Raw genomic sequence first — 20,863 nt, 5'->3', positions numbered from 1 at the left:
GCTGCAGCCGTGAAAAAAACGGGGCAAGTTTACGATCATGTTAATGAAATGAGAAGTAAAAAGGGCAGGCTCTGGGCCCGCCCTCTCACTTACAGGACCAGTCGACGAATGTCGGACAGCACGCCGTTCATGGTGGTGATGAAGCGAGCCCCATCGGCACCATCGATCACGCGGTGGTCGTAGCTCAGAGCCAGCGGCAGCATCAGGCGCGGCGCGAACTCTTTACCGTTCCACTTCGGCTTCATCTCGGACTTGGAAACACCGAGGATAGCCACTTCCGGCGCGTTGACGATCGGGGTAAAGCTGGTACCGCCGATGCCACCCAGGCTGGAGATGGTGAAGCAACCGCCCTGCATGTCGGCAGCGGTCAGCTTGCCGGCACGGGCCTTCTTGGAGATCTCGGCCAGATCGCGAGACAGCTCCATGATGCCCTTCTTGTTAACATCGCGCACCACGGGCACAACCAGACCGTTGGGGGTATCTACCGCCACACCGATGTGGATGTACTTCTTCATGATCAGCTTGCTGCCATCTTCGGACAGGGAGCTGCAGAAGCGCGGGTGAGCTTCCAGCGCCTTGGCGGCGGCTTTCAGGATGAACACCAGCGGGGTGATCTTCACGTCAGCCTTCTGCTTCTCGAGCATCGCGTTCTGCTCTTTGCGGAACGCTTCCAGCTCGGTGGTATCGGCTTCGTCGAACTGGGTGACATGAGGGATCATGACCCAGTTGCGGTGCAGGTTCGGACCGGAGATCTTCTGGATGCGGGTCAGCTCGACCTCTTCCACATCACCAAACTTGCTGAAGTCTACCTTCGGCCACGGCAGTACGCCCAGACCGTTGCCACCGGCTACGCCGGCAGAGGCAGGAGCGGACTCGGCACGCTTGATGGCATCCTTCACGTAGGCTTGTACGTCTTCTTTGACGATGCGGCCCTTGCGACCGGAGGCTTTCACCTTGGCCAAGTTGACGCCAAACTCGCGCGCCAGACGGCGTACTGCCGGGGAGGCGTGTACATAGGCATCGTTGGCAACGAAATCGGTCGCAGCGGCAGCAGCCTGGGCAACCGGAGCCGGAGCAGCGGCAACAGGGGCTGCAGCGACCGGAGCGGCAGCTTGAGCAACCGGCGCGGCAGCAGGAGCAGCGCCAGCTACTTCGAAGACCATGATCAGGGAACCGGTGGAGACCTTGTCACCCGCCTTCACCTTGATCTCTTTGACCACACCGGCGAACGGAGCAGGCACTTCCATGGAGGCCTTGTCACCTTCCACGGCGATCAGGGACTGATCGGCTTCAACCTTGTCACCCACGGCAACCATGATCTCGGTGACTTCCACCTCATCGCCACCGATATCCGGTACGTTGACCTCTTTGGCAGCAGCGGCAACCGGGGCAGCAGCCACGGGCGCGGCAGCTTGGGCCGGAGCAGCAACGGCAGCAGGCGCAGCGCCAGCCACTTCAAATACCATCACCAGAGAGCCGGTAGAGACCTTGGCACCAGCGGCAACCTTGATCTCGACTACGCGGCCTGCGAACGGTGCCGGTACTTCCATGGAGGCCTTGTCACCTTCCACGGCGATGATGGACTGGTCAGCTTCTACCATGTCGCCGACGGCAACCATGATTTCAGTCACGTCCACTTCGTCGTCACCGATGTCCGGTACGTGCACATCTTTGCGCACGGCAGCGGCAGGTGCGACGGCCGGAGCAGCAGCAACCGGTGCAGCCACTTCAGCAGGGGCTGCAGCGCCTTCGGCTTCGAAGATCATGATCTGGGAACCGGTGGCAACCTTGTCGCCCACCTTGATCAGGATCTCTTTGACGATACCGGCTGACGGGGCCGGTACTTCCATGGAGGCCTTGTCGCCTTCTACCGCGATAATGGACTGGTCCAGCTCGACCTTGTCGCCCACGGCCACCATGATCTCGGTGACTTCAACCTCATCGGCGCCGATATCCGGCACCATAATCTGTTTGGACATTGTGCTTTATCCTCTTGCGTCGATCCGCGTGGCTGGCTGATGCCGCCACGCACATCTCGCGTTAACCGTTTTAAACCCTGGCAAGGTCGCGCCGCATGACGGCGCAACCCTTGATCCACTTACGCGTACAGCGGGTTGACCTTGTCGGCATCGATGCCGTACTTGGCGATGGCGTCGGCCACAACCTGCTTGTCGAGCTCGCCGCGCTTGGCCAGTTCGGTCAGAGCAGCAACCACCACGTAGAACTCGTTCACTTCGAAGTGACGACGCAGGTTGGCACGGCTGTCGGAACGGCCGTAACCGTCGGTACCCAGCACGCGGTAGTTCTCGGTCGGAACGAAGGCGCGAACCTGATCGGCGAAGGACTTCATGTAGTCGGTCGCAGCGATGGTGGCTTCGGAACCCAGTACCTGAGCGATGTAGGGTACGCGAGCTTCGGCGGTCGGGTGCAGCATGTTCCAGCGATCCGCGTCCTGACCGTCACGGGCCAGTTCGTTGAAGGAGGTGACGCTGAACACATCGGAACCGATGCCGTACTCGCTGGCCAGGATCTGGGCAGCCTTGCGCACGTGACCCAGGATAGAACCACAGCCCAGCAGCTGAACTTTCGCCTTGGCACCGGCTACGGATTCCAGCTTGTAGATACCCTTGCGGATGCCTTCCTCGGCGCCTTCCGGCATGGCCGGCATGGCATAGTTCTCGTTCAGGGTGGTGATGTAGTAGAACACGTTCTCCGGGTTCTCACCGTACATGCGGCGCAGGCCGTCCTGTACGATCACCGCTACTTCATAGGCGTAGGACGGGTCGTAGGAGATGCAGTTCGGGATGGTGTTCGCCAGGATGTGGCTGTGACCATCTTCGTGCTGCAGACCTTCGCCGTTCAGGGTAGTACGACCGGAGGTCGCACCCAGCAGGAAGCCACGGGCTTGCTGGTCACCGGCTGCCCACGCCATGTCGCCGATCCGCTGGAAGCCGAACATGGAGTAGTAGATGTAGAACGGGATCATCGGGCAATCGTTGGTGCTGTAAGAGGTCGCAGCAGCCAGCCAGGAGGACATGGCGCCCAGCTCGTTGATACCGTCTTGCAGAACCTGACCCTGCTTGTCTTCCTTGTAGTAGGAGACGATGTCGCGGTCTTGCGGGGTGTACTGCTGACCGTGCGGGCTGTAGATACCGATCTGGCGGAACAGACCTTCCATACCGAAGGTACGGGCTTCGTCAGCGAGGATCGGAACGATACGCTTGCCGATGGACTTGTCTTTCAGCATCACGTTCAGGGAACGCACGAACGCCATGGTGGTGGAGATTTCGCGCGCCTGCTCGCCCAACAGCGGGCCGAAGGCATCCAGCGCCGGGATTTCCAGCTTGGTGGTGCTTTCGCGCAGACGGGTCGGCAGATAGCCTTTCAGGGCTGCACGACGAGCATGCAGGTACTTGTGCTCTTCACTGCCCTCTTCGATCTTCAGGTACGGCAGATCGGCCAGCTGCTCGTCGGCCACCGGCAGGTTGAAGCGGTCACGCAGGTGACGCACGGAGTCCAGCTCCATCTTCTTGACCTGGTGAGCGATGTTCTTGCCTTCGGCCGCTTCACCCATACCGTAACCCTTGATGGTCTTGGCCAGAATAACGGTCGGCTTGCCCTTGGTCTGGGTCGCCTTGTTGAATGCAGCGAACAGTTTGCGAGGATCGTGACCACCGCGGTTCAGAGCGAAGATCTCCTCGTCGGTCATGTCTTTGACCAGCGCGGCAGTTTCCGGATAACGGTTGAAGAAGTGCTCGCGGATGTAGCCACCGTCGCGGGACTTCATGGTCTGGTAGTCACCGTCCACAGTCTCGTTCATCAGCTGGATCAGCTTGCCGGAAGTGTCTTTCTTCAGCAGCTCATCCCACTTGCGACCCCAGATAACCTTGGTCACGTCCCAACCGGCGCCAGCGAACAGGCCTTCCAGCTCGTTGATGACCTTGCCGTTACCGACAACCGGACCATCCAGACGCTGCAGGTTGCAGTTAACCACGAACACCAGGTTGTCGAGCTTTTCACGCACGGCAACAGTCAGGGCACCCTTGGCTTCCGGCTCGTCCATCTCGCCGTCACCCAGGAAGGCGTAAACGGTCTGCTCGGAGCAATCCTTGATGCCACGGTCGGTCAGGTACTTCAGGAAGCGAGCCTGATAGATGGCGGCGATGGGGCCCAGACCCATGGAGACGGTCGGGAACTGCCAGAAGTCCGGCATCAGTTTCGGGTGCGGATAGGAAGGCAGACCCTTGCCGTCCACTTCCTGACGGAAGTTGTCCAGCTGCTCTTCGGTCAGACGACCCTCAGCAAAGGCGCGAGCATAGATGCCCGGGGAAATGTGACCCTGGAAGTAAACCAGATCGCCACCATCCTTCTCGTTGCGAGCACGGAAGAAGTGGTTGAAGCAGACATCATAGATGGTCGCAGAAGAAGCGAAGGAAGACATGTGACCACCCAGGTCCAGGTCTTTCTTGGAGGCGCGCAGCACGATCATCATGGCGTTCCAGCGGATGATGGCGCGAATGCGGCGTTCCATCTCCAGGTCACCCGGGTAGTCCGGCTCATCGCTGGACGGGATGGTGTTGATGTAATCGCGATTTGCCTTGGCAGCCACGTCCACACCGCTTGCGCGGGCTTTCTCGGCCAACTGTTCAAGGATGAACTGAGCGCGTTGCGGACCCTCTTCACGCAGCAGGGATTCCAGAGAGGCAAGCCACTCCAGCGTTTCTATCGGGTCCACATCGTTCTTCAGGATATCAGACATGGCTGGTTCCTATGTTGTTGTGATTGCACGGCATTGCACGGCGAAGGGCGCAAGCATTCGACAATAAAGCCTTGTGGGATTAGTTTTCCTGCTGACGGATCCGACGCATGGATCGCTGGATCCGGCTGTCTTCCCTCTGCATATCCAACAAGGTGTCCTCGATAAAGGCCAGATGCTCATGACAAGCTGTTCTGGCCCGCTCCGGAGCCCCCGAAAGAATAGCCTCGATCAGATTCGCGCGATGGCGACGTATCTTGGCTACCACTCCCGGGCGGCGATTCAAAATCTCGTTATTCTGCAGAATGTTCTGCTCGAGCATGGGGCTCATGGCCCGCAGCAGGTGCAGCAGCACCACGTTGTGGGACGCCTCGGCCACCGCCAGATAAAACTGGGTGACGGCTGCCGATTCGGCCACCAGCGAGCCCGACTGGCCCGCCTCTTCGATGGTGATTTGTACCTGACGAATGCGCTCGAAATCAGACCCGGTTCCCCGCAAGGCGGCGTAGTAGGCACAGATGCCCTCCAGCGCGTGGCGAAACTCCAGCAGGTCATACCGGGCTTCCGGGTGAGTACTGAGCAGTTCGAACAGAGGATCGGCCATCCCCTTGCTCAGGGCATTCTGCACATAAGTGCCGCCGCCCTGACGGCGATAAAGCAACCCGCGCGCTTCCAGCCGCTGGATGGCTTCGCGCAGGGAGGGGCGCGATACCTGAAACTGGATGGCGAGTTCCCGCTCGGGAGGCAATTTCTGCCCCGGCTGCAGGCTGCCTTCCAGAATCATCTGTTCCAGCTCGGCGACAATGGAGTCGGCCAACTTGGGTTGCGTAATCTTGCGATAGGGCATGAGGCTACTTTGTTAAATTGGTATTACCAATTTCATGGATGGGGCGAAAATTAGCAGAGGCCTTTTGAAAAGTCCACTCAAAAGATGATCTGAGTCAAGAATCACCCCCACCACTTAAGGGGTAAAGCAGAGGAAACATGATTTAGCTCATAGAAAATGGTCTGACCAATATTCTTGACCACGCTCACAAATAACATATGTGCAACCAGAGGCAAAAATGGCCTGCCAGATCGGCAAGCCATTGATTTTAAAATCCAAACTAAATTTGAATATTTACTTTAGCTGTTTAGTAGTTGCCAGTAGTAATCCCACTGAAAACTGGCACCGGGATCCGTCTTGCGCCCTGGCGCTATGTCGCAATGACCGACAATTTTTTCGCGGGTAATCGCCGGATAGCGTTCTGAAATGGCTCGAGTGAGCCCTACCAGTGCCCGATATTGAGCCTCGGTGTAGGGGGTCTCGTCGGTCCCTTCCAGCTCGATGCCGATGGAGAAGTCATTGCATGCCTCTCTCCCCTGCCAGCTCGAGATACCAGCATGCCAGGCGCGTGCGCCAAACGGCACATACTGCACCAACTCGCCATCACGGCGGATCAAGCAATGGGCCGAAACCCGCAACTGATGGATACCGGCAAAATAGGGGTGGGCATCGGGGTCGAGCCGCCCCATAAAAAGATCGTCGATAAAGGGGCCACCAAACTCCCCCGGCGGCAGGCTGATGCCATGCACCACCAGCAGGGAGATATCGTCCGGCACGGCCCGCTCGTTGTGGTGAGGAGAAGGCACCCGGCGCGCCTGCTGGCACCAGCCAGCAGCATCGATAGAGAAACAAGGTTGCGAAGGGAGTTGAGTCATCGGCTACTCGAGTTGGCTGCTAAATGGCGAAAAAACGAAGATACCTGATAGGCAACCCGACACCAACTCACTGAATCAACGGGAAATGGTATGTTAGGCTGAGTCATCTTCCGCTCGATATGGATGGGGTATGCAGCACACGGCACGCTGGATGTGGTTACTGGCCTGGCTCTCTTTGATGGGCCTGCTGACCCTCTATTTTCACTCCCGCAACCAACCGAGCGTCACCGCCAGCGGCGAGCTGTTGCTGCGGGCCGACCAGAGTGGCCACTATCGTCTGGAGGGTGCCATCAACGGCCAACCGGTGCAACTGCTGCTCGATACCGGCGCTACACGCATCACCATCCCGCAACAGGTTGCCGAGCGCCTCGGCCTGACAGCTTATGGCAGCAGCCAGGTCAATACCGCTGCGGGGCAGATCCGGGTCGGCAACGGCACCATCGAAACGCTGGCGATGGGGCCATTGACCTTGTACGATCTGGCCATCTTTATCAATCCGGCGGCAGACGGTGACGAAGTGCTGGTTGGCATGAACGCCCTCGGTCGGCTGGAGCTGGTTCAAAAGGAGCGGCAACTGCTGCTCAGACCCTTGCAGGAATAAGGCATGTTTCAACAGGATGTCAGCCGCGCCGTGCGCGCCGCACTACTCGAAGATCTGGGCGATGCCCTCACCACGCTGGACCAACCGGACGCCAGTGCCGATATCACCGCCCAGCTGATCCCGGCCGACCGGATGGCCAGCGCCCGGGTCATCACCCGTGAGGCCGGTGTGTTCTGCGGCCAGCCCTGGGTGGATGAAGTGTTCGTACAACTCGGCGGCGACGTGAAGGTGGAGTGGAAGGTGCAGGATGGGGAAGTGCTCTCCCCCAATCAGGAGCTGTTCCGCCTCCACGGCCCTGCCCGCCGGCTGCTGACCGGCGAGCGCAATGCGCTGAACTTTGTCCAGACCCTCTCAGGCGTCGCCACCCTCACCGCTCGCTATGTGGCAGAGCTGGAGGGCACCGACTGCCGCCTGCTCGACACCCGCAAGACCATTCCTGGGCTACGCACCGCCCAGAAGTATGCGGTCACCTGTGGCGGCGGCAAAAACCACCGCATCGGCCTCTACGACGCCTATCTCATCAAAGAGAACCATATCCTCGCCTGTGGCGGCATCGCCGAGGCAATTAGCGAGGCTCGTCGGCTCAATCCGGGCAAACCGGTGGAGGTGGAAGTGGAATCACTGGCAGAACTGGAACAGGCACTGGCGGCCAATGCCGATATTGTGATGCTCGACAATTTCGACGTGGCCATGATGCGGGAAGCAGTCGCCATTAATCAGGGGCGCGCCAAGCTGGAAGTTTCCGGTAATGTGACGCTGGACACCCTGGCCGAGTTCGCTGCCACCGGCGTCGATTTTATCTCGGTCGGGGCGCTCACCAAGCATGTGCGGGCGCTCGATCTCTCCATGCGTTTTATCCAGCAGTGAGCCAAATTACCGGGACCTGAGCAAATACTCGGCCTAACCGGACAAACAACTTGCAAAAGGCGCCATGGGCGCCTTTTCTTTATGCAGGATCCCTCGGCAAAGGAGTGTTAAGACGGACCCGATTCCGGCAATATAAAGAGTCATAGGAGGCCACTTCTTTTATGACACGCATCAAGTTTTTGCTAAATGAAAGAAGTGTGATTAACAAAATAGACAATCTCTGTTGCCACCCCTGACAGCTCGGATAAGATACTGACGTGCAGATGATTTTCCACCGGCACTTCCCAGGAACCAAGGATAAAAGGATATTTTTCATGAACAGTAAAATGAAGAAACAATCAGGCTTTACCCTTATTGAATTGATGATCGTGGTCGCGATCGTGGCCATTCTGGCGGCGGTAGCGCTGCCGGCGTATCAAGATTACACTCGACGAGCAAGGGCGACTGAAGTGGTTGCAGCTACTGGTGGCTATAAGACCGGCGTAGAAGTATGTGCTCAGTCTACACAAACATTAATTGGGTGTGATGCTGGAACTAAAGGCATTCCCGCTGCAATATCTGGGGCCAGTGGCACAAGCAAAGTTGTTAATATGGATGTGAATAATGGAGTAATTACCGGAGAGGGCACCCCTGACACCGGCGATGGCACCAATGGATGCCAAATTAGTCTGACCCCTGTTCTTGATAATGGTCGAGTATTGTGGGGACCGACATCTGGTGCCACCAATAACTGCTCATGAGCATTTATGACCTCTAGCCCTAATAGCGGCCTGGCGTTAAGCCTGGCCGCCTCTTCACTGATCAGTGAAGAGGAGTCCCAGCGCTATCTAAGCCAGGCGAAGGCCCAGCGTAAACCTTTTGTCACCTTTCTGATAGAAAACGACATCCTCGACAGCAAGGCGCTCGCCGATTTTTGCGAGCTGGAGTATGGGGTACCTCTGCTGGATCTTGCCGCCTTCGATTTGGCCGAGATCCCGCAGAAGTACCTCAATCAGAAGCTGATTGAGAAACACCACGTCCTGCCCATCTATACCCAGGGCCACACCCTCTATATCGCCATGTCGGATCCGACCAATGTCTCGGCCCTGGAGGACTTTGGCTTCAGTTTCGGCCTTCATACCGAAGCGCTGCTGGTGGAGGAGAACAAGCTTACCGCCGCCATCGGCAAGCTGCTGGAGAGCGAAAACGACGCCCTCGGCATGGAGGATATCGACGAGGCCGAGATCTCCGACCTCGAGGTAAGCGACGAGAACAGCCGGCTGGACGAGAGCGTCAATACCGCCGATGACGACGCCCCCATCGTCAAGTACATCAACAAGATCCTGATGGATGCCATCAAGCGCGGTGCCTCCGACCTGCACTTCGAGCCCTATGAGTTCAAATATCGGGTGCGCTTTCGCATCGACGGTATTCTGCACGAAATCGCTACCCCGCCGGTCAATCTGGCCAACCGCTTCTCTGCCCGCCTCAAGGTGATGGCGCGGCTCGATATCGCCGAGCGGCGGCTGCCGCAGGATGGCCGCATCAAATTGAAGCTATCGCGCAACAAGTCGATGGATATGCGGGTCAACACCCTGCCCACCATGTGGGGGGAGAAGATCGTTATCCGTCTGCTCGACTCCTCGGCGGCCCGCCTCAATATCGAGCAGCTTGGCTTTGACGACCGCCAGAAGGCACAGTACCTGCGAGCCCTCTCGAAACCGCAGGGGATGATACTGGTCACCGGCCCCACCGGCTCGGGCAAGACGGTCTCGCTCTATACCGGCCTCAATATTCTCAACACCACCGAGGTAAACATCTCCACCGCCGAAGATCCGGTGGAGATCAATCTGCCGGGCGTCAACCAGGTACAGGTCAACCCCAAGGCGGGGCTCACCTTTGCCAGCGCCCTGCGCTCCTTCTTGCGGCAAGATCCGGATGTGGTGATGGTGGGGGAGATACGGGATCTCGAAACCGCCGAGATCGCCATAAAGGCGGCACAAACCGGCCACCTGGTGCTCTCAACCCTGCATACCAACTCGGCTGCCGAAACCCTGACCCGGATGATGAATATGGGGGTGCCCGCCTTCAATATTGCCTCTTCGGTCACCCTGATCATGGCCCAGCGGCTGGCCCGCAAGCTTTGCGACCACTGCAAGGCGCCGGAGGTAGTGCCGGAAGCCGAGCTGCTGGAACTGGGTTTTACCCCACAGCAGCTGGCAGCCGGCTTGCGACTGTTCAAACCGGTTGGTTGCAAGGAGTGTTCCGGTGGCTACAAGGGGCGAGTCGGCATCTACGAAATCATGCTAATGTCGGAAAATATCGCAAAATTGATCATGCAGGGGGCCAACTCCCTGCAAATTGCGGCGATTGCCCAGAAAGAGGGCATGCGCACCCTGCGCACCTCGGGACTGGAGAAGGCTCGGCTCGGTGTCACCAGCCTGGCCGAGGTCAACCGGGTCACCACCAATTAAACCTCGCCAAGATGCGAGCAAGATGATCTACCAGCAAGCGACCAGATGGTGCCAAGCCGTTTGAGGATATTTATCAGGTCAGATGGTTCAGGGGCTCCCTGACCATCCGCCCAATTGCAGGATGCAAAGATGGCAACCCTAACGAAAAAGAACACCCCCCCGAAAAAAGTCTTCGCCTTCCGCTGGCACGGGGTCAATCGCAAGGGGCAGAAGGTCTCCGGCGAGCTGCAGGCTGACAGCATCAATACCGTCAAGGCGGAGCTGCGCAAGCAGGGGGTAAACGTCACCAAGGTGGCCAAAAAATCCCAGGGGCTCTTCTCCAAGGGCGGCGCCAAGATCAAGCCGATGGATATCGCGATTATCTCCCGCCAGATCACCACCATGCTCTCCGCCGGCGTACCACTAGTACAGAGCCTGCAGATCATCGCCCGCAGCCACGAGAAAGCCGCCATGCGCGAGCTGATGGGTGAGATCGCCTCCGATGTTGAGACCGGAACCCCCATGTCGGAGGCGTTGCGCCGCCACCCTCGCCATTTTGACGATCTCTACTGCGATCTGGTTGAGGCGGGGGAGCAATCCGGTGCGCTGGAGACCATCTACGACCGTATCGCCACCTATCGGGAAAAGTCGGAAGCGCTCAAGTCGAAGATCAAGAAGGCCATGTTCTATCCCACCATGGTTATTCTGGTGGCCATAGTGGTGACTTCCATCCTGCTGCTATTCGTCATCCCCCAGTTCGAGGATATCTTCAAGAGCTTTGGCGCCGAGCTGCCGGTGTTCACCCAGTTTGTCATCGGCATCTCACGCTTTATGCAGAACTGGTGGTATGTCTTCTTTGGCGGAGCTGCGCTCGCCATCTTCCTCTATGTGCGCGCCTGGCGCGCCTCCCAGAAGGTAAGGGACAATACCGACAAGTTTGTGCTCACCATTCCGGTAGTCGGGATGATCCTGCACAAGGCAGCGATGGCCCGCTTTGCCCGCACCCTGTCGACCACCTTCTCCGCCGGTATCCCGCTGGTGGATGCGCTGATTTCGGCAGCAGGTGCCTCCGGCAACTATGTCTATCGCACCGCCGTTATGGCCATTCGCAACGAGGTGGTGGCCGGTATGCAGATCAACGTGGCAATGCGCACCGTCGATCTCTTCCCGGACATGGTGATCCAGATGGTGATGATCGGCGAGGAGTCCGGTGCCATCGATGATATGCTCTCCAAAGTTGCCACCATCTTCGAGCAAGAGGTGGACGACCTGGTCGATGGCCTCACCAGCTTGTTGGAACCCCTCATCATGGTGGTGCTGGGGGTGCTGGTCGGCGGCATGGTTATTGCCATGTACTTGCCCATCTTCAAGCTTGGCGACGTGGTGGGCTGATTCATCAGGGCATGGCGCCACAACCATGCCCTTCCCCTCATTTAATAACTGACGGTTGGTTATGACACTTCTTCTCGAGCTGGCTCACGGCTTGCCTTGGCTCTATTTCTCGCTGGTTTTTATCTTTTCCCTGATGATCGGCAGTTTCCTCAACGTGGTGATCCACCGCTTGCCCATCATGCTGGAGCGGGAGTGGCAGGCCGAGTATCGCGGCTACTTTTCCCCCGATGAGGAGGCCACTGCGCCAGAGCGCTACAACCTGATGGTCCCCCGCTCCGCATGCCCTCACTGTGGCCACGCCATCACTGCGCTGGAAAACATCCCGCTGTTGAGCTGGCTCTGGCTCAAGGGGCGTTGCCGCGGCTGTCAGGCCCCCATCTCGGCCCGCTATCCACTGGTGGAGCTGCTGACCGCCCTGCTCTCGGTTGCTGTTGCCATGGTGATTACACCAGGCTGGGGCACGCTGGCCGCCCTGCTGCTGACCTGGGTACTGGTCGCCCTCACCTTTATCGATCTCGACAAGATGTTGTTGCCAGACCAGCTCACCCTGCCCCTGCTGTGGAGCGGGCTGCTGTTCAATCTGGCAGGTGGCTTCGTCCCCTTGGCTGATGCAGTGATTGGCGCCATGGCGGGCTATCTGGTGCTCTGGAGCCTCTACTGGGCTTTCAAGCTGCTCACCGGCAAGGAGGGGATGGGATATGGCGACTTCAAGCTGCTGGCGGCGCTGGGCGCCTGGCTCGGCTGGCAGGCGCTGCCCATAATTCTGCTGCTCTCATCCCTGGTCGGCGCCGTGATCGGCATCAGTCTGATCGCTTTGCACAAACACCATCAGAGTAAGCCCATCCCCTTCGGCCCCTACCTCGCCATCGCGGGCTGGATTGCCCTGCTGTGGGGCGATACCATCACCCGCTGGTATCTTTCTACCCTGCTTTGAGCAAGAGGCCCCCATGTATGTAGTTGCTATCACAGGTGGTATCGGCAGCGGCAAGACAACTATCGCCAATCAGTTTGCCGCGCTGGGTATCGAGGTGGTGGATGCAGATGTGATCGCCCGCGAAGTGGTCGAGCCGGGCACCCCGGCCCTTGCCGCCATCACCGACCATTTTGGCCCGGATGTGATTGATCCGAGCGGTCAACTCGACCGTCGCGCCCTGCGCGAGCGGGTCTTCAGTAACCCACAGGCCAAGGAGTGGCTCAATGCTTTGCTCCACCCGCTGATTCGCAGCGAAATGCTGCGCCAGTGCGCCGCGGCCAGTTCACCTTACTGCCTGCTGGTGGTGCCGCTGCTGGTGGAGAACAAACTCACCGGCCTCGCCAACCGGGTGCTGGTGATCGATGTGGACGAAGCCACCCAGATTGAGCGAACCTGCCGTCGGGATGGCGTCAGCACCGAGCAGGCCAAAGCCATCATCGCTGCTCAGGCGAGCCGGACAGAACGGCTAGCTGTGGCGGATGATGTCATCGAAAACCACAATGACAGCGAAATGGCGATTAAAACGCGGATTTTGGCACTGCACGAGACATATCTGGCAATTGCCTCTCAACAAGCCCGCCAAGTGTGAGTACACTAGGCCGGTTTATGGCTGGCCAGGATTAGGCATGATTTACGATTTCCCCCTCAATGAAAAAAGCCGGACCTACCTGCGTCTGGAGTCCCTGTTTTCCCAGATCCGCGACAATCTGGAGAGTGAACAATCCTGGGCACATATCGCCTTCTTCAAGGGGCTGTTCGATCTGCAGGAGTTGCTGGAGCGTGGTGACCTACGCGCCGACCTCATCAAGGATCTGGAGCGTCTCGGCCAGCGTCTGAGCCACTGGGCCAGCCTGCCCGACGTCGATCTGGAGCAGATCAAGCTGATGCAGCAAGAGAGCAGCCAGCTCTCCCGCAACCTGCTCAATTCACCACGCCCGGGTGCCCGCCTGAAAGAGGATCGTCTGCTCGGCTCCATCCGCCAGCGTTTCTCCATCCCGGGTGGCCTGTGTGCCTTCGATGTGCCGCAGCTGCACCACTGGCTCGGAACCCCGGCCATCACCCGTCACCAGCAGATGCAGGGCTGGCTGAGCGATATCAACCTGCTGATGAATGCCATCACTCTGCTGCTGCGCCTGTGGCGCGAATCAGGCAGCTTCAGTGAACAGGTTGCTAGCAACGGTTTCTTCCAGGACACCGCCGAGAGCGCCGAGCTGATCCGTATCAAGCTGCCGGGCAATCTGTTCTGCTACCCGACCCTGAGCGGCCACAAGAACCGCTTTGCACTGCGCTTCCTGCCAACCGGCGAACAGCCGATTGGCGATGTGCCATTCCAGCTCGCCTGCTGCTAAGGAGGGCTTATGGTCACCAAGGTAAAGTGTCCGACCTGTCAGAACGAAGTGGAGTGGGGCCCGCAGAGTCCGTTCCGCCCCTTCTGCAGCAAGCGCTGCCAGCTGATCGATCTCGGCGAGTGGGCCGATGAAGAGAAGCGGATCCCGGGGGAGATCAACCCGGATCTGCTGCCGGAGCCGGAAGAGGGCGATCAGTGGCTGTAAGCCCCTGGTCACGCACCTCTGCAACATGAAAAAAGGGCCGATTGGCCCTTTTTTCATGCTTGTTGATTGCTACCGGCTCACGCCAGCAGACCCTGTAGCCGAGCTACAATCGGGCCATTGGCATCGGGGAAGTGGTAGTTGTTCAGCTCGGCCACCGGCACCCACAGGCACTCCTGCCCCTCTTTGCCGAACGGCTCACCGCTGAAACGAGTCACCTTCCAGATATCCAGCAATACCTGCTTCTCGGGGTAGTCGTGTTGCAGTTCCATGAAGGGAGCACAATCCAATACCCGGATGCCGATCTCTTCCCACAGCTCCCGATCCAGCGCGGTGAGCAGATCCTCGCCCGACTCCACCTTGCCACCGGGAAACTCCCAGCGATCCCCCTGATGGCGATCGGAGGAGCGTCTGGCGATGAAGATATCGCCCCGTTCATTCTCGATGACGCCAACCGCCACCCAGATCCGTTTTTTCTGTTCCATCAATTACCTCTGTTCGCTTGTTGCCACCAATAACAAGGCGGGCACTTGGCCCGCCTGTTATGGCATAGCGTCGATCAGGTCAACTGACCGTGGCAATGCTTGTACTTCTTGCCGGAGCCGCACGGGCAGGGATCGTTGCGGCCGATCTTCTGCTCGTCACGCACGAAGGTGGTGTGACCCTCGGCAGCACTTTCCTCTTCGTCCGCCAGCTGGTTCTCGGCAGCAGCGTGGGTGTAGGTACGGGGAGCGGCTTCCGCCTGCTGGCGCTGCTGCTCTTCCATCGCCTCTACATCGCGCTCCTGCACCTGAACCCGGCTCAGGATGCTGACCACGTCGCGCTTGAGGGTTTCCAGCATCTGGGTGAACAGATCGAAGGATTCACGCTTGTACTCCTGCTTGGGGTTCTTCTGGGCGTAGCCGCGCAGATGGATGCCCTGACGCAGGTGATCCATGGCCGCCAGATGCTCTTTCCACAAACCATCCAGAGTTTGCAGCATCACCGCCTTCTCGAAGTTGCGCAGCACCTCTTTGCCAACCAGCTCCTCCTTGTGGGCATAGAGCTTGGTGGCTTCGTCCAGAATGCGCTCGCGCAGCTTCTCTTCGTAAAGCTTGTCATCTTCCGCCAGCCACTGCTGCAGCGGCAGATCCAGCGCGAAATCGGCCTTCAGGCGCGCTTCCAGACCCGGTACATCCCACATCTCTTCCAGAGACTGGGGCGGGATATACTCATCGATCACGCTGCCGTAGACATCATCACGGATAACGTGGATGGTCTCGGAGATGTCGTTGGTATCCAGCAGCTCGTTACGCTGCTCGTACACCACCTTGCGCTGGTCGTTGGCCACGTCGTCAAACTCCAGCAAGCTCTTGCGGATGTCGAAGTTGCGACCTTCCACCTTGCGCTGGGCATTTTCGATCGCCTTGGTGACCCAGGGGTGTTCGATGGCTTCGCCCTCTTCCATGCCCAGCTTCTTCATCATGCCGGTGACGCGATCGGAAGCGAAGATCCGCATCAGGGTATCTTCCATGGAGAGGTAAAAGCGGGAGGAACCCGGGTCACCCTGACGACCGGAACGGCCGCGCAGCTGGTTGTCGATACGACGGGATTCGTGACGCTCGGTACCGATAATGTGCAGACCACCGGCGGCCAGCACGGCATCGTGGCGCACCTGCCAGGCCGCTTTCAGCTCGGCAATCTGCTCCTCGGTCGGGTTCTCCAGCTTGGCGATCTCTGCCTGCCAGTTGCCGCCCAACACGATATCGGTACCACGACCGGCCATGTTGGTGGCGATGGTGACAGCACCAGTCTGGCCTGCCTGGGCAACGATCTCCGCCTCCATGGCGTGGAACTTGGCGTTCAGTACCTGATGCGGGATCTTCTCCTTGGTCAGGATGCCGGAGAGCAGCTCTGAGTTTTCGATGGAGACGGTACCCACCAGCACCGGCTGGCCGCGCTCCACACACTCGCGAATATCCTTGACGATGGCAGCATACTTCTCATTGGCGGTCAGGTAGACCAGATCGCCCATGTCCTTGCGCACCATCGGCTTGTTGGTCGGGATAACCACGGTATCCAGGCCATAAATCTGTTGGAATTCAAAGGCTTCGGTATCTGCAGTACCGGTCATCCCCGCCAGCTTGTTGTAGAGACGGAAGTAGTTCTGGAAGGTGATAGATGCCAGCGTCTGGTTCTCGTTCTGGATCTTCACCCCTTCCTTTGCTTCAACGGCCTGATGCAGACCATCGGACCAGCGACGACCCGGCATGGTACGACCGGTGTGCTCATCGACGATGACGATCTCGTCCTTCTGGACGATGTAGTCCACATTGCGCTCGAACAGGGTATGAGCACGCAGACCGGCGTTGACGTGGTGCAGCAGGCTGATGTTTGAGGCGGAGAACAGGGAGTCGTTCTCGTCCAGCAGCCCCTCTTTCTTGAGCAGCTCTTCCACGAAGATCTGGCCGTTTTCGGTCAGCAGGGCCTGACGGTTCTTCTCGTCCACCGTGTAGTGACCGTCACCGGTGTACTCTTCGGTGTCTTCCTTGTCCTGCTTGACCAGCAGCGGGATCAGCTTGTTGACGCGAATATAGAGCTCTGAGCTGTCTTCGGCCGGGCCGGAGATGATGAGCGGAGTACGGGCTTCATCGATAAGCACCGAGTCAACCTCGTCCACCAGCGCGTAGTTAAGCGGGCGCTGTACGCGCTGCTCCGGCGAGAACGCCATGTTGTCACGCAGGTAGTCGAAACCGAATTCGTTGTTGGTACCGTAGGTGATATCGGCAGCGTAGGCGTCACGCTTCTGGGACGCATCCATGCCGGGCACGTTGCACGCAACGGTCATGCCGAGGAAAGCAAACAGCGGACGGTTAGCTTCCGCATCACGCTTGGCCAAGTAGTCGTTCACGGTCACCACGTGCACGCCACGACCGCTCAGGGCATTCAGGTAGGCCGGCAGGGTCGCGGTCAGGGTCTTACCTTCACCTGTCTTCATTTCTGCAATGCGGTTGGAGTTCAGCACCATACCGCCGATCAGCTGTACGTCGAAGTGACGCATGCCGAACACCCGCTTGGAGGCTTCACGCACAGTCGCGAACGCTTCCGGCAGCAACTGCTCCAGAGTCTCGCCCTGCTCGATACGCTGACGGTATTCAGCCGTTTTGGCCTGCAACTCGGAATCGGAGAGAGCCTCGAACTGCGGCTCCATGGCATTGATCTGTTTTACAATTTTGCGCAAAGCCTTGAGCGTTCTGTCGTTCCGGCTGCCGATAATCTTGGTAAGCAGTGTGCTAATCATGGGTACCAACTATTTCTGGTTATAAAAGCGTTCCGTCACTGGAACTGAAGAAAAAAACCTAACCCCGGCTGGCACTGAGAAAGCGTGCGGGGTTGACCTGACGACCGTCTTTCAACACTTCGTAATGCAAATGGACACCGGTCGCACGACCGGTACGTCCCATCAAGGCAATCTTCTGACCCTGATCAACCATTGTGCCCACCTCGACCAGCAACCTGGAGTTGTGGGCATAGCGGGTGACAAGGCCATTGCCGTGATTAATCTCCACCATATTGCCAAATTCCGGATGACGGCCCGCCCAGCTGACAATGCCAGGCCCGGTGGCCAGAATAGGGGTTCCGGGTTTGCCACGGAAATCGACCCCTTTGTGCATCTTGGCACGCCCGTTGAACGGATCGACCCGTCCACCAAACCCGGACGAGACCCAAACTCGCTCTTGTTTGACTGGCGTGCCGGAAATAAAACCGGCATCGGTGATATGGTGATTCATGATGAAAGATTCAAGTACCGACAGCTGCTCTTCACGGCTGCTGAGCTGCTGGCTGAGGTGTTTCATCGAGGCTTGCAGCTCGTTGAGGCTCACTTCCAGATCTTCATCATAAGAAGGTCCGCCCATGGGGGGCAGCTCTTTGAAATTGAACTCGTCGGGGTCGAGATCGGCCTGCTCGGTCAATCGTTCGCCGAGGGCATTGAGACGGCCAAGCTGGCCTTGCATGGTGCCCACCTGAGCAGCCAACATTGCCAACTGTTCACGGGCTTCGTCGCCACTCTGGTCGACGGACTGTTGCTCGGCAACGGCAAGCGCTACTTCCAGCGCCTCCATTTTCTGGTGCCAACTCTGCCAAAGCCAACCACCACCAAGTGCCAACAGGGAGAGGAGAATACCGCCGACCCAGGCCAGACGTTGTTTGGGCAGGTGCAACTTGCGTCGCTGCTTGCCGTGGAGGATCAGGGTAATGCTCATAGAAATCAGTCTGCTCGGTCAGGTGCGGCCAAGAGCCTGCACGGGAAATAAAACCGGGAGATAATCGGTATTAAAGGATGGAGTAAACAAATGACGGAACGTCGGTGCGGAGAGAGGACCGACGTTCCGTTGCATAGCTATCAGGCCAGAACCAGACCGTTATCGTAGTAAGCGATAGGCGCTTTGTCGCCCTCACCCTCGAAGGTCACCAGTTCCCAAGCCTCCTGCTCGGCCAGCAAGGCACGCAGCAGTTTGTTGTTCAGGGCATGTCCGGTCTTGTAGGCACGGAACTCACCGATGATGCTGCGGTTACACATATAGAGGTCACCGATCGCGTCCAGCATCTTGTGCTTGACGAACTCGTCCTCATAACGCAAACCGTCTTCGTTCAGCACCCGATAGTCATCCAGTACCACGGCGTTTTCTAGGCTTCCGCCCAGCGCCAGGTTCTGGGAACGCAGGTACTCGATATCACGCATGAACCCGAAGGTACGGGCACGGCTGATCTCTTTCACGAAGGAAGCTCCGGAGAAGTCCAGTACGCAACGCTGATTGCGCCCTTCAAAGACCGGATGCTGGAAGTCGATCTCGAGATCCATTTTGAAGCCGTTGCGATAGGGGTGGAATTCCGCCCACTTGTCGCCGTCTTCAACCCGGATGCTCTTCTTGATCCGCACAAACTGCTTGGCCGCATTTTGCTCACGGATCCCGACTTCCTGCAGCAGGTAGATAAAGGGATGCGCACTGCCATCCATCACCGGGATCTCGGGCGCGTCAACCTCGACATAGAGGTTGTCGATCCCCATCCCAGCCAGCGCGGCGGAGAGGTGCTCAATGGTAGAGACCCGGACACCGGCTTCGTTGACCAGAGCGGTACAGAGAACGGTATCGCGCACCTGATCGGCATTGGCTGGCAGCTCCACCACAGGATTCAGATCGGTACGCAAGTAAACGATCCCTGTGTTCACAGGTGCCGGACGGAATGTCATGGTGACTTTCCGGCCCGAATGCAGGCCGACACCAGTCGCCTGTACACTCGTTTTCAAGGTTCTTTGTCTAATCATGGGTGTACCCTAAACAGCTTAAAATCCGGACCAGATGGTCGTTGGCAGGCCATCTTAGCACATTCCTTAAGCAACAGACAAACAAGCCTCATCAGAGGCTTAGTCTGCCTGCTTGCGCAGGAACGCCGGAATATCCAGATAATCCGGTTCACGACGGGCTTGCGGCTCGGCGTTGACCACCTTGGCCGGCGCTTCGTCCATCACGCGGCCTTGCATCATGTCACTGACCAGCGGCTGACGCACCGGGCGCTCTTGCACCTGGCTGCTCTTGACTAGCGTGATGTCCGGCTTGCGCTCGGCACCGATACCGGTCGCAACCACGGTCACACGCAGTTCGTCGTGCATTTCCGGATCGATTACGGTACCCACTACCACAGTGGCGTTCTCGGAAGCGAAGGCCTTGACCGCGTTACCCACGGTTTCGAACTCTTCAATGGTCATGTCCATGCCAGCAGTGATGTTGACCAGGATGCCGCGGGCACCGGCCAGATCCACATCTTCCAGCAGCGGGCTGGAGATGGCTTTCTCGGCCGCTTCTTCGGCACGGTCATCACCGGAGGCAGAACCGGTACCCATCATGGCGGTACCCATTTCGCGCATCACGGTACGTACGTCCGCGAAGTCGACGTTGATCAAGCCCGGACGGGTGATCAGCTCGGCAATGCCCTGTACCGCACCAAGCAGTACATCGTTGGCCGCCTTGAAGGCGTCCAGCAGGGAGATGCCGCGACCCAGCACCTTCAGCAACTTGTCGTTGGGGATGGTGATCAGGGAGTCAACATTTTTGGAGAGCTCTTCGATACCGTGCGCGGCGAAGCCCATCCGCTTCTTCCCTTCGAAGGAGAACGGCTTGGTCACTACAGCAACGGTCAGGATGCCCATCTCGCGCGCCACTTCGGCCACGATCGGCGCAGCACCGGTACCGGTACCACCCCCCATACCAGCGGCGATAAACACCATGTCGGAACCGGTCAGCAGCTCACGCAGTGCTTCGCGATCTTCCATGGCCGCATCACGACCCACTTCGGGATTGGCACCCGCCCCCAGACCCTTGGTAATACCACTACCGATCTGCAGAGTGGTGTTGGCACTGGAGTTACGCAGTGCCTGGGCGTCGGTGTTGACGGTGATGAACTCGACACCTTCGATGTTTTGACGAACCATGTGTTCGACAGCGTTGCCGCCGCCGCCACCTACACCGATCACTTTAATGACGGCTTCGTCAGTGTGGCTATCCATAAATTCAAACATGTTGTCTCTCCGCTTTATTTGCCTGACTCAGC

General features: G+C 58.4%; 18 protein-coding genes. 9 read left to right on the top strand and 9 right to left on the bottom strand.

Annotated features, from left to right (window positions below; genetic code table 11):
* Nucleotides 1-89: 89 nt before the first annotated feature.
* The 4 genes from aceF to ampD all read right to left on the bottom strand — a co-directional run bounded on the left by aceF (nucleotide 90) and on the right by ampD (nucleotide 6,457).
* Nucleotides 90-1,979, bottom strand: coding sequence for a pyruvate dehydrogenase complex dihydrolipoyllysine-residue acetyltransferase (gene aceF / locus I6L35_RS08300; protein WP_216979996.1), 1,890 nt, complete (start codon nucleotides 1,977-1,979; stop codon nucleotides 90-92).
* Between the two features lie 119 nt (nucleotides 1,980-2,098).
* Nucleotides 2,099-4,759 (bottom strand): pyruvate dehydrogenase (acetyl-transferring), homodimeric type, encoded by a 2,661-nt coding sequence (aceE, locus tag I6L35_RS08295; protein ID WP_216979995.1) that lies wholly within the window; start codon nucleotides 4,757-4,759, stop codon nucleotides 2,099-2,101.
* A gap of 79 nt (nucleotides 4,760-4,838) precedes the next feature.
* Nucleotides 4,839-5,603: a pyruvate dehydrogenase complex transcriptional repressor PdhR gene (gene pdhR, locus I6L35_RS08290; protein WP_005341670.1), complete on the bottom strand. Its 765-nt coding sequence runs from the start codon at nucleotides 5,601-5,603 to the stop codon at nucleotides 4,839-4,841.
* Nucleotides 5,604-5,881: 278 nt separating this feature from the next.
* Entirely contained in the window at nucleotides 5,882-6,457 is a 576-nt protein-coding gene (gene ampD / locus I6L35_RS08285; RefSeq protein WP_216979993.1) for a 1,6-anhydro-N-acetylmuramyl-L-alanine amidase AmpD, read from the bottom strand.
* A 130-nt stretch (nucleotides 6,458-6,587) separates the two neighbouring features.
* On the opposite strand from ampD, the gene I6L35_RS08280 reads away from it, so the two are divergent.
* The 9 genes from I6L35_RS08280 to yacG all read left to right on the top strand — a co-directional run bounded on the left by I6L35_RS08280 (nucleotide 6,588) and on the right by yacG (nucleotide 14,275).
* Nucleotides 6,588-7,058 (top strand): TIGR02281 family clan AA aspartic protease, encoded by a 471-nt coding sequence (locus I6L35_RS08280; protein WP_005336129.1) that lies wholly within the window; start codon nucleotides 6,588-6,590, stop codon nucleotides 7,056-7,058.
* 3 nt (nucleotides 7,059-7,061) lie between these two features.
* Nucleotides 7,062-7,925 carry a carboxylating nicotinate-nucleotide diphosphorylase gene (gene nadC, locus I6L35_RS08275; protein ID WP_216979992.1) on the top strand — a complete coding sequence of 288 codons (864 nt, stop codon included), beginning with the start codon at nucleotides 7,062-7,064 and terminating at the stop codon, nucleotides 7,923-7,925.
* Between the two features lie 326 nt (nucleotides 7,926-8,251).
* The gene (locus tag I6L35_RS08270) at nucleotides 8,252-8,665 is read left to right on the top strand and encodes a prepilin-type N-terminal cleavage/methylation domain-containing protein (protein ID WP_216980257.1); all 414 of its coding nucleotides are present in this window, start codon (nucleotides 8,252-8,254) and stop codon (nucleotides 8,663-8,665) included.
* A gap of 6 nt (nucleotides 8,666-8,671) precedes the next feature.
* The gene (gene tapB / locus I6L35_RS08265) at nucleotides 8,672-10,378 is read left to right on the top strand and encodes a PilB family type IVa pilus assembly ATPase TapB (protein WP_216979990.1); all 1,707 of its coding nucleotides are present in this window, start codon (nucleotides 8,672-8,674) and stop codon (nucleotides 10,376-10,378) included.
* 129 nt (nucleotides 10,379-10,507) lie between these two features.
* Nucleotides 10,508-11,749: a type II secretion system F family protein gene (locus I6L35_RS08260; RefSeq protein ID WP_216952200.1), complete on the top strand. Its 1,242-nt coding sequence runs from the start codon at nucleotides 10,508-10,510 to the stop codon at nucleotides 11,747-11,749.
* A gap of 61 nt (nucleotides 11,750-11,810) precedes the next feature.
* A complete protein-coding gene (locus I6L35_RS08255) occupies nucleotides 11,811-12,683 on the top strand; it encodes an A24 family peptidase (RefSeq protein WP_216979988.1) in 873 nt (290 codons plus the stop codon).
* A 13-nt stretch (nucleotides 12,684-12,696) separates the two neighbouring features.
* Nucleotides 12,697-13,311 carry a dephospho-CoA kinase gene (gene coaE, locus I6L35_RS08250; RefSeq protein WP_216979986.1) on the top strand — a complete coding sequence of 205 codons (615 nt, stop codon included), beginning with the start codon at nucleotides 12,697-12,699 and terminating at the stop codon, nucleotides 13,309-13,311.
* A 37-nt stretch (nucleotides 13,312-13,348) separates the two neighbouring features.
* The gene (gene zapD / locus I6L35_RS08245; RefSeq protein WP_201298769.1) at nucleotides 13,349-14,071 is read left to right on the top strand and encodes a cell division protein ZapD; all 723 of its coding nucleotides are present in this window, start codon (nucleotides 13,349-13,351) and stop codon (nucleotides 14,069-14,071) included.
* 9 nt (nucleotides 14,072-14,080) lie between these two features.
* Nucleotides 14,081-14,275 carry a DNA gyrase inhibitor YacG gene (gene yacG, locus I6L35_RS08240; protein ID WP_042649030.1) on the top strand — a complete coding sequence of 65 codons (195 nt, stop codon included), beginning with the start codon at nucleotides 14,081-14,083 and terminating at the stop codon, nucleotides 14,273-14,275.
* Nucleotides 14,276-14,352: 77 nt separating this feature from the next.
* On the opposite strand, the gene mutT is transcribed toward yacG, so the two are convergent.
* The 5 genes from mutT to ftsZ all read right to left on the bottom strand — a co-directional run bounded on the left by mutT (nucleotide 14,353) and on the right by ftsZ (nucleotide 20,831).
* Nucleotides 14,353-14,757, bottom strand: coding sequence for an 8-oxo-dGTP diphosphatase MutT (mutT, locus tag I6L35_RS08235; protein WP_042053534.1), 405 nt, complete (start codon nucleotides 14,755-14,757; stop codon nucleotides 14,353-14,355).
* Between the two features lie 74 nt (nucleotides 14,758-14,831).
* Nucleotides 14,832-17,552, bottom strand: a complete 2,721-nt coding sequence (gene secA, locus I6L35_RS08230) for a preprotein translocase subunit SecA (protein WP_216979985.1) — start codon at nucleotides 17,550-17,552, stop codon at nucleotides 14,832-14,834.
* A 58-nt stretch (nucleotides 17,553-17,610) separates the two neighbouring features.
* On the bottom strand, nucleotides 17,611-18,420 hold the full coding sequence (locus tag I6L35_RS08225) for a peptidoglycan DD-metalloendopeptidase family protein (protein WP_367949402.1): 810 nt from the start codon (nucleotides 18,418-18,420) through the stop codon (nucleotides 17,611-17,613).
* 236 nt (nucleotides 18,421-18,656) lie between these two features.
* Nucleotides 18,657-19,580 (bottom strand): UDP-3-O-acyl-N-acetylglucosamine deacetylase, encoded by a 924-nt coding sequence (gene lpxC, locus I6L35_RS08220; protein WP_005336146.1) that lies wholly within the window; start codon nucleotides 19,578-19,580, stop codon nucleotides 18,657-18,659.
* A gap of 99 nt (nucleotides 19,581-19,679) precedes the next feature.
* On the bottom strand, nucleotides 19,680-20,831 hold the full coding sequence (ftsZ, locus tag I6L35_RS08215) for a cell division protein FtsZ (protein WP_005341691.1): 1,152 nt from the start codon (nucleotides 20,829-20,831) through the stop codon (nucleotides 19,680-19,682).
* Between the last annotated feature and the right edge of the window lie 32 nt (nucleotides 20,832-20,863).

Origin of the sequence: Aeromonas sp. FDAARGOS 1405 (assembly GCF_019048265.1) — a bacterium.
In the GTDB taxonomy this organism is placed as follows: Bacteria; Pseudomonadota; Gammaproteobacteria; order Enterobacterales; family Aeromonadaceae; genus Aeromonas; species Aeromonas veronii_A.
Note: the sequence above shows the minus strand (reverse complement) of the source record. Positions and strands in the feature narration are given on the sequence as shown.